This is a genomic window from Halomonas alimentaria (genome assembly GCF_009902005.1).
GTDB classification, from domain to species: domain Bacteria; phylum Pseudomonadota; class Gammaproteobacteria; order Pseudomonadales; family Halomonadaceae; genus Halomonas; species Halomonas alimentaria.
Window position 1 is genome coordinate 3,256,828 of sequence record NZ_WUTT01000001.1, and the last position, 9,834, is coordinate 3,266,661.

Annotated in this window: 5 protein-coding genes; all 5 read left to right on the forward strand. The window is 66.9% G+C overall.

The window, feature by feature from the left end:
- Nucleotides 1-298: 298 nt before the first annotated feature.
- Nucleotides 299-2,353 carry a TolC family outer membrane protein gene (locus tag GRB96_RS15370; RefSeq protein ID WP_161432935.1) on the forward strand — a complete coding sequence of 685 codons (2,055 nt, stop codon included), beginning with the start codon at nt 299-301 and terminating at the stop codon, nt 2,351-2,353.
- Between the two features lie 102 nt (nt 2,354-2,455).
- Nucleotides 2,456-4,627, forward strand: a complete 2,172-nt coding sequence (locus GRB96_RS15375; RefSeq protein ID WP_161432936.1) for a type I secretion system permease/ATPase — start codon at nt 2,456-2,458, stop codon at nt 4,625-4,627.
- The gene (locus tag GRB96_RS15380; protein WP_161432937.1) at nt 4,627-6,057 is read left to right on the forward strand and encodes an HlyD family type I secretion periplasmic adaptor subunit; all 1,431 of its coding nucleotides are present in this window, start codon (nt 4,627-4,629) and stop codon (nt 6,055-6,057) included. The genes GRB96_RS15375 and GRB96_RS15380 overlap by 1 nt, the downstream gene beginning before the upstream one ends.
- Nucleotides 6,058-6,681 (forward strand): response regulator transcription factor, encoded by a 624-nt coding sequence (locus GRB96_RS15385; protein WP_161432938.1) that lies wholly within the window; start codon nt 6,058-6,060, stop codon nt 6,679-6,681. It abuts the gene before it with no gap.
- A 198-nt stretch (nt 6,682-6,879) separates the two neighbouring features.
- Nucleotides 6,880-9,834: retention module-containing protein (locus GRB96_RS15390; protein ID WP_161432939.1), on the forward strand; the 2,955-nt coding region annotated here is incomplete at its 3' end.

Sequence of the window (9,834 nt, forward strand, 5' to 3'; positions counted from 1 at the left end):
TTACAAATGCGTCATGGCATTGAATCGACTGAACACTAAATTAAAAGCACCTCATTAGCAGGAGGCGTCTGATCCCGTCATTCGGGCTGAGCCGGAGGCAGGTGCCTCCAGGCGGGTGGGCGTGAGTGACGTCATCAAGCTTTAGCAGAATCTTCAGACGATAGCGGGATCTTCAGACACGGTAATAAGGAAGCGCCAGTCGCGTACGGGGTGCGGCGACTGAGGCCCGATAATAAGCAAGCTCGTGTTCTGCGGGGGCTCACATCCCCTCCAGGACGTTCATCGCAAGGGAATCGTCATGAATCGCACACTCGCAACACCCTCCTCTCGTCGTCTAGCCGGTGCCGCTACCCTGGGTGCCGCCCTGACCCTGATGCCCATTGCCGCGGCGGTGGCCCAGAGCTTGCCGCCGGGGCTCGCCGCGCCGGGCTCGGCGGACCTGACCGGCGTGGTACGTCAGGCGCTGACCACCAACCCCGAGGTGCATGCCGCCTGGAACGGGCTGCGCGCCGCCGATAACGACGTGGATGTCGCCTTCGGCAACTACCTGCCCAGCGTCGACGTGAATGCCGGCATCGGGCGCGAGTATCGTGAGGGAGATACCGGCACCTTGGCTCAGCCGCACAGCGGCAGCTATGAGACCCGCTTGGCCGAGATCACCCTGACCCAGATGATCTACGACGGCTTCGCCACCGCCAGCGAGGTGGAGCGCCTCGACCGCGCCAAACTGGTGCGCTACTACGAGTTGGTCGGGGCCAGCGAGAATGTCGCCCTGGAGGCGACCCGTGCCTACCTGGATGTGAGCCGCTACCGCGAGCTGGTGAGCCTGGCCCAGGAGAACTACGCCGACCACCTGCGGGTGTTCGGCCAGATCGAGGAGCGCGTGCAGTCGGGTGCCGGTCGCGGGGTGGACCTCGAGCAGATCAGTGGCCGCCTGGCCCTGGCCGAGTCCAACTTGATGACCGAGGCCTCCAACCTGCATGACGTCACGGCACGCTTCCAGCGCATCGTCGGTGAGCTGCCCGCCGCCCAGCTAGCGCCGGCGCCGGAACTCGATGACCGCCTGCCGCCCAACGTGGCCGCAGCGCTGGACATGGCCTTCCAGGGTAACCCCGAGTTCCATGCCGCCATCGAGAATATCGAGGCGAGCCGTGCCGCGCGCGAGGGCACCAAGGCCGCCTTCCATCCGCGCCTCGACCTGCGCGGGCGTGCCGGCACCTACCGTAATGACTCCGGCTACGAGGGGCTGGGGGATCGCGAGCGCCAGAGCATCGAGCTTGTGGCGAGCATGAACCTCTACCGTGGCGGCAGCGACCTGGCCTCGTTCCGCGCGGCGAGTGACCGCGTCGAACAGTCGATCAACCTGCGCGAGAAGGCCTGCATCGACGTTCGCCAGACCACCCAGATCGCCTACAACGATACCCAGCGCCTACGTGAGCAGCTCCAGTACCTGAACCAGCACCGGCTCTCCATCGACCGCGTGCGCGGCGCCTACCAGCAGCAGTTCGATATCGGCCAGCGCACCCTGCTCGACGTGCTGGACAGCGAGAACGAGTACTTCGAGGCCAGCCGAGCCTTCGCCAACGCCCAGTACGATGTGGCCCTGGCCGATGCCCGCACCCTGGCGGCCATGGGGCAGCTGATGAAGACCTTGGGCGTGGTGCGCGACGACATGCCGACCCTGGCCGAGATGGGCAGCGACGGCGTGGCACTGGACCCCGAGACCATCTGCCCGGCGGATGGCCCCATGGGCTTCACCCTGGCGGACTTCACCGGCGGCACCGAGCCCACCCGGGCGCCGGATATCACCCTCTCCGCGGACGCCCTGTTCCAGATCAACAGCGCCGTGCTCTCCGCCGAGGCGCGCCGCGAGCTCGCGGACCTGGCCGAGCAGGTCCGTGGCCGCACCGACCTCGAGCAGATCTTCATCGCCGGCCATGCCGATACCACCGGCAACGATGCCATCAACGACCCGCTCTCCCAGCGGCGCGCCGATAGCGTGGCCAGCTACCTGGCCTCCCAGGGCGTGGATCGCAACCTGCTCCATACGCGTGGCTACGGCTCCCGCCAGCCGGTGGCCACCAATGCCACCGTGGAGGGGCGGCGCCAGAACCGTCGTGTCGAGGTGACCCTGGAGAGGGTCGGCGAGAACCTCGACATGACCGACTTCCGTCCGGCGGCCATCGACGCCCTGGCATCACGCTCGGCCACAAGCACCCCGCGGTTCGAGGCGCCGACGGCGACCGACTATGCCCCCGTGGCCGGCGGCCTCTATGCCGAGATCGATGCGCTGGTAGCGATTGAGCCGGCGAGCTACGCTCAACTGGCCCCGGAGGTCGCGTCTCGCGGCTGAGAGCCCTGCGGACCTATGCCGGGGGAGATGGACTCTTCCCCGGTGCCACCCTGGCCCCATCGACCCAGTGCCGGTGGGGCCATTCGATGAAAAGAGGTGTGTGTGACGCAGAGAGAGCCGCTTGAGTCATCGGAAGGTTCATCGCGTTCCGCGGTTCAGGATGAACTGCTGGAATGCCTGCAGACGGTGGCCACCTGTCACGACAGGTCGACCACCGCCGAATCGCTGACCGCCGGGCTACCCCTGGAGCAGGGCCGGCTCACACCCGGGGTTTTCCCCCGCGCCGCCAGCCGTGCCGGCCTCTCGGCACGCCTGGTCAAGAGCCGCCTGGTGCAGCTCAACCCGGCGCTCTTCCCGGTCGTGCTGCTGCTCGAACCGGGACGAGCCTGCGTGCTGCTGGGGCTTGACCTCAAGGCGCGCCAGGCCAGGGTCATCTTTCCCGAACTGGGCGACGCCGCGAGCGACGTGGCGCTGGATGGCCTGGAGGCCAGCTATAGCGGCCAGGCCATCTACGTGCGCCCACGCTTCCACTTCGATGCCCGCGGCCCCGAGGTGAACCGACAGCATTCCCGGCACTGGTTCTGGGGCGTGATCCGCGAGAACCGCAAGCTCTACCGCGATGTCATCGCCGGCTCGGTGATGATCAACCTGTTCGCCGTGGCCATGCCGCTGTTCGTGCTCAACGTCTACGACCGGGTGGTGCCCAACCACGCCACCGAGACGCTGTGGGTGCTGGCGGTGGGTATCTTCGTGGTGCTCTGCTTCGACCTGGTGCTGCGCCTGATGCGCAACGCCTTCGTCGACCTGGCGGCGAGCCGGGCCGACGTCAAGCTGTCATCGTCGATCATGGCACGGGTGCTGGGGCTGCGCATGGAGGCGAGACCCGCCTCCACCGGCTCCTTCGCCGCCACCCTGCAGTCCTTCGAGTCGGTTCGCGCCTTCATCGGCTCGGCCACGGTGGTGGCGTTGGTGGACCTGCCCTTCGTGCTGATGTTCGCCGCCATCATCGCCCTGATCGGCCCGCCGTTGGTCATTCCGGTGCTGGTGGGTATCGCCTTCGTCTTGCTCTACGCCATGGCCGCCCAGGGCAAGCTGCACGAGCTCTCCGAGACTACCTGGCGGGTCAGCGCCCAGCGTAACGCCACCCTGGTGGAGTCGGTCTCCCAGCTGGAGACCGTCAAGACGCTGCGCGCCGAGAGCCGCATACAGAACACCTGGGAGAAAGCCTCTGCTTACCTCTCCCGTACTGCCGCTCAACTGCGCCTGGTCAGCTCCTCGGTCTCCAGTGTGGCGCTGTGGGCCCAGCACAGCGTGGCGGTGTGCGTGATCATCATCGGTGTCTACCAGATCATCGAGGGCAATCTCACCCAGGGCGGCCTGATTGCCGCCTACCTGCTCTCCTCCCGGGCCATGGCACCGGTCAGCCAGGCCGCGGCGCTGCTGGCCCAGTACCATCAGTCCTCCACCGCGCTGCAGTCGCTCAATGGCGTGATGGAGCGTCCGGTGGAACGCCCCGAGGGCAAGGCCTTCGTCAGCCGCCCGGTGATCCGCGGCGAGATCCGCTTCGACAAGGTCTCGCTGCGCTATCCGGAGCAGGAGAACGAGGCGTTGCGTGATGTCTCGCTGACCATCCAGGCCGGCGAGAAGGTGGCGCTGCTGGGGCGTATCGGCTGCGGCAAGACCACGCTGAACAAGCTGGTGCTGGGTCTCTATGAACCTACCGCCGGGGCGGTGATGATCGATGGCGTGGACCTGCGCCAGTTCGACCCCATCCAGCTGCGCCGCCAGATCGGTTACGTGCCTCAGGACGTCAGCCTCTTCTATGGCACCCTGCGCGAGAACATCGTTGCCGGGGGCGGCAGCGAGGGGGTGGATGACGAGGCGCTGCTGCGGGCGATCAAGCTCAGTGGCCTGGAGAGCCTGGTCAACGGCCACCCCCAGGGGGTCGATCTGCCGGTAGGGGAGCGCGGCCAGGCGCTCTCCGGCGGCCAACGCCAGTCGGTGGCGGTGGCCCGGGCGCTGGTCAATGATCCACAGATCCTGTTGCTTGACGAGCCGACGAGCTCCATGGACCACACCAGCGAAGAGGCCTTCAAGACCCACCTCAAGAGTTATGCGCAGTCCAAGACCATGATCGTCGTGACCCACCGCACCTCGCTGCTCTCGCTGGTGGATCGCATCATCGTCATCGACGCCGGCCGTATCATGGCCGATGGCCCTCGTGACAAGGTGGTCGAGGCGCTGCGCAAGGGACAGATCGGGAGGGCGCGCTGATGGCCAGGAAGCAGGATCCTACCGCCGAACAGCGCGGCTTCGAGGCGATCGGGCGTTTCTCCGAAGTGGGCGGCAGGCCGTTTCGCCCCTTCATGGATCGCCTGTTTGCCAAGCGCGTCACCGCGGCGCACCTCAACCGTGACTGGGCCAGCGATGCCGACTGGGCCCGCTTGCAGCAAGATCCGATTCGGGCCCGCGGGTTCCTCTATGTGCTGCTGTTGGCCATCGTCGCGCTGCTGGTGTGGGCCTACTTCGCGCCCATCGACGAGGTGACCCGCGGGGCCGGCCGGGTGATTCCCACAAGCCAGCTGCAGCGCGTCCAGACCTACGACGGTGGCGTGGTGCAGGAGATCCTGGTGCGCGAGGGGGAGCGAGTGGAGCAGGGGGAGGTGCTGATGCGCATCGACCCGACACGCTACCTGGCTAACTTCCGCGAGAACCGCTCCCAGATCCAGTCGCTGCAGGCCCGGGCCGAGCGGCTGCGGGCGCTGGTCACCGATACTCCCTTCGCGCCTTCCGAGGAGCTGCGCGCTCAGGCGCCGGATATCGTCGCCCAGGAGCGCGAGGCCTACGAGAGCGCCCGCGAGGAGCTGCGCGAGCAGGAAAATGTGCTGGGCGACCGTATCCGCCAGCGCGAGGAGGAGCTCCGTGAGGCGCGGGCGCGGCGCGATACTGCCCAGCGCGAGGCCAACATGGCCAGCCAGGAGCTCAACCTGACCCGTCCGCTGCTCCAGTCCGGGGCGGTCTCCGAGGTAGAGGTGCTCAGGCTGCGTCGCGAGGTGTCTCGCGCCACCGGCGAGCGCGACCAGGCGGCAGCTTCGGTGTCACGCCTGCAGGCCGCCGTGGAAGAGGCCGAAACCCAGCTTCGCGAGCTGGGGGCCGAGCGCCGCAACGACTGGCGCAACGACCTGAGCCAGACCATCGGCGACCTCAGCGCCCTGGAGGAGTCCGGCACCGGGCTGCAGGATCGCGTACGCCTGGCCGAGATTCGCTCGCCGGTCGACGGCGTGGTGCAGCGGCTCAACATCAATACCCTGGGCGGTGTGGCCCAGCCCGGCCAGGAGGTGGTCGAGATCGTGCCTTCGGATGACCAGCTGGTGGTGGAGGCGCGCATCGCCCCCCAGGACATCGCCTTCCTGCGCCCCGGGCAGCCCGCCACCATCAAGCTCACCGCCTACGACTTCGCCATCTATGGCGGCCTCGAGGCCGAGCTGGAACGCATCAGCGCCGACACCATCACCGACGACAACGACAACACCTTCTATCTGGTGCGCGTGCGTTCGACCGAGGATGCCAATGCCAATCCCGAGATGGAGGTGATCCCCGGCATGACCGCCCAGGTCGATATCATGACCGGCAAGCGCACCGTGATGCAGTTCATGCTCAAGCCCGTGCTGCGGGCGTGGAGCAATTCCATGGGAGAACGATAGATGGCGACCTACTTCGTCAGTCAGGGGCGCGACGAGATACCGCGCTGGCGCGAGGCCTTCAGTGATGCACGCCTGATTCGCACCGATGACATCAAGGCCAGGCTGGTGCGTGGCGACTGTGTGTGGGTGATGGTGGACAGCGAGAGTTGGCCGGAGCAGGTCGCCGAACTCCACCGACGCGGGGCCCAGGTGGGCGTGATGACCTACTCGCCGAGCGCCGCCGAGGCGTTCCAGGCGCTGGAGAGTGGAGCACGTGGCTATGTGCACGCGTTGTCGCCGCCTGAGCTGCTGCGCCAGGCGCGGCTGGTGATCATGAACCAGGGGATCTGGGTGCCGCCGGAGCTGATGGCGCGGGTCGTGGGCGGCGCCTTCCAGGCGTTGGGCGGTGCCGGGCGGATGCGCAGCGATGCCCTGGCAGGGCTGACCGAACGCGAGCGTGCCGTGGCCCTGGCGGTGGTGGAGGGCTACAGCAACAAGGAGGTCGCCCGCCGCCTCGATATCACCGAGCGCACCGTCAAGGCGCATCTGGGGTCGGTGTTCCGCAAGCTGGGTGTGCGCGACCGCATGCAGCTGGTGCTGCGGTTGTCGCCTACCCGCGAAGTGGTAGCGGATTCCAGCCAGTGAACAGTACGCTTACATAGGTGTTCACCCTCTCGCTTGTCTCCTGTCGGTTGACCCGATTTTGTGATGTAGATCAACTCCCGTCTCTTACTGTACTTCGGTCCAATATCCCGCCCCATGGTTATTGCCTAGCTTCAATGTATTGACCGGGCGTGCGTCGGCACGCCTGTTATCGCCAGAACACCCTGTAGGAGTCATACCATGACCATCGCCACCGTTACCGCCATTACCGGTCAGGCCTGGGCGCGCGACGCCGACGGCAACCTCCGCGAGCTCAGCATCGGTGACACCCTGCAGGAGGGCGAGGTTCTCGTCACCGCGGATGGCGCCCGGGTCGAGCTCGACTTCGGCGACAACCTCGATCCCACTGTCATCCAGGGGGGACAGGAAGTGGCGATGACCCCGGACCTCGGCGGTGAGGAAGCGGTGGCCGAAGATGAAGCAAGCGCCCTGGATGAGGATCTCGAGGCGCTGCTCACCGCCATCGACGAAGGCGAGGGCGACCTGCTCGCCGAGCTGGATCCCACGGCCGCGGGTGCCGGGCCCGGTGGCGGCGCGGAAGGTGGCCACAGCTTCGTGATGCTGGCACGCATCACCGAGCCGCTCACTCCGCTCAGCTACGAGTATGGCCTCGGTCAGTTCGACCAGGTCGAGTTCCCGGAAGATACCTTCCTGGATCAGGCCGAAGAGGATTCCATCCCGACCGTCACCACGCTGGATCTCGATGGTGATGGCGATACCGTGTGGGAGTCTGCTCTCGAGCAGGGCAGCGGCGGCGGTGTAGCTACCACTTCCGGTGCCTTCCAGATCGATACCGGCAGCGACGAGCTGGCCCTGATCGAGGTTCAGGATGCCGCTGGCAACTGGGTGGCGATCTCCGCTGGCGGTACCGAGGTGCAGGGCACCTACGGCGTGCTGAGTGTGAACCCGGATGGCAGCTGGACCTACACCCTGACCGAACCCCTGGATCATCCGCTGGCCGGCGAGACCGGTACCAGCGACCAGGTGCCCGGCGAGGCCTTTGCCGTGCGTGTCACCGATGACGACGGCGACGTCTCCGACCCGGCGACGCTCGCTATTACCATCACCGATGATGGGCCGGAGGCTGTCGCCGACGCCGTGGGCGAGATCGCCGAAGACAGCAGCGTCGACATCGATGTGTTCGCCAACGACACCGCCGGTGCCGACGGCGTCGACCTGACCACGGGCGTTGCCGTGGCTACCCCGCCCACCAAGGGCAGCGTGGCCTACAACAACGATGGCACCTTCACCTACACCGCCAATCCGGGTGCCGAAGGTGACGACAGCTTCACCTACACCCTCACCGATGCCGATGGTGACACCAGCACTGCCACGGTGACGCTGAGCATCGCCGAGGACTCCACGCCCACGGTCACCACCCCGGATCTCAACGAGGACGGCGACACCGTGTGGGAGTCTGCGCTGGCCGACGGCAGTGGCCAGGGCGGGGCGGCGATCACCACCACTGTGACCGGCACCTTCCAGATCACCACCGGCGCCGACACCCTCGACCAGATCGAGGTGCAGGACGCCGCGGGCACCTGGGTCGTGATTGCCGCGGACGGCACCGAGATCAGTGGTGACTACGGCACCCTGACCGTCGACACCGACGGCAGCTGGAGCTACACGCTCAGCGACAACACCCTGGATCACGACACCGCCGACGCCATTCTGGGTGCCGACCAGGTACAGGACCTGTTTGATGTGCGGGTCACCGACAGCGACGGTGACGTCTCCGACCCGGCGACGCTGACCATCGACGTCAACGACGACGGTCCCAGCGTCACCATCGACGCCGTGGGCAGCAGCGTCAGCCTCGACGAGACTGCTGCCGGCGAAGCCTTCGCGGATGGCCCGATCACGGTCACCAGTGCGGCCGCTATCGTCGACACCACGGTCCTGTTCGGCGCCGATGGTGCCGCGGCCAGCAACGCCACCGTCTACGGCCTCGAGCTGAGTGGTGATGGCACCACCGCGCTGGCGACTGCCCAGGGCGACTACTCGATCAGTCTGGTCGAGACCAACGCCACTACCATCACCGGTCAGTACCTGGACGGTGACAATGTCACCCAGACCGCCTTCACGGTGGTGATCAACGCCAACGGCACGCTGACGGTGACCCAGAATGTCGCGCTTGAGCACCTCACCGACGGCAGTACTCCGGCCGACTACAACGACACCCTCGACCTGGCCGGCCTGATCACCGCCACGGTGGCAGTGACCGATGCCGATGGTGACAGCGACAGCGACAGTGTCGAGATCGGCGGGGCGGTGACCTTCTACGACGACGGTCCCAGCGTCAGCATCGACGCCGTGGGCAGCAGCGTCAGCCTCGACGAGACCGCTGCCGGCGAAGCCTTCGCGGATGGCCCGATCACGGCCACCAGTGCGGCCGCCATCGTCGACACCACGGTGCTGTTCGGTGCCGATGGTGCCGCGGCCGCCAACGCCACCGTCTACGGCCTGGAGCTGAGTGGTGCAGGCACCACCGCACTGGCCACCGCCCAGGGCGACTACCCGATCAGCCTGGTCGAGACCAACGCCACCACCATCACCGGCCAGTACGTGGACGGTGCCGGTGTCACCCAGACCGCCTTCACGGTGGTGATCAACGCCAGTGGCACCCTGACGGTGACCCAGAATGTTGCGCTTGAGCACCTCACCGACGGCAGCACTGCGGCCGACTACAACGACACCCTCGACCTGGCCGGCCTGATCACTGCCACGGTGGCAGTGACCGATGCCGACGGTGACACCGACAGCGACAGTGCAGAGGTCGGTGGAGCGGTGAGATTCTTTGACGACGGTCCCGACGCCAGCGCCGCGGAAGGTGCTAGTGCCAGCGTCACGCTGGACGAGACCGATGCCGGCGAAGCCTTCGCCAACGGCTCGATCGACGCCACCATCACCGCGACGGATGTGGCAGCGCTGTTTGGCACGCCGCTCTACGGCGCCGACGGTGCCGGCACGGTGAGCTACAGCCTGACGGCCACCGCCACGGCCACCGGTCTCTACCTGGCCGGTGCCGACACCACGGATTCGGCCAACGAGATCGTGTTGGTGGCCGACACCGACGCCGACGGCAACGTCATCGGTTACACCGGCTACGTGGGCGGTGACGACAGCACGCCAGCG

Bases quoted from the DNA above. Each gene is read 5' to 3' on its own strand.
- GRB96_RS15370 (WP_161432935.1), top strand. From the start codon at position 299: ATGAATCGCACACTCGCAACACCCTCCTCTCGTCGTCTAGCCGGTGCC.
- GRB96_RS15380 (WP_161432937.1), top strand. From the start codon at position 4,627: ATGGCCAGGAAGCAGGATCCTACCGCCGAACAGCGCGGCTTCGAGGCG.
- GRB96_RS15385 (WP_161432938.1), top strand. From the start codon at position 6,058: ATGGCGACCTACTTCGTCAGTCAGGGGCGCGACGAGATACCGCGCTGG.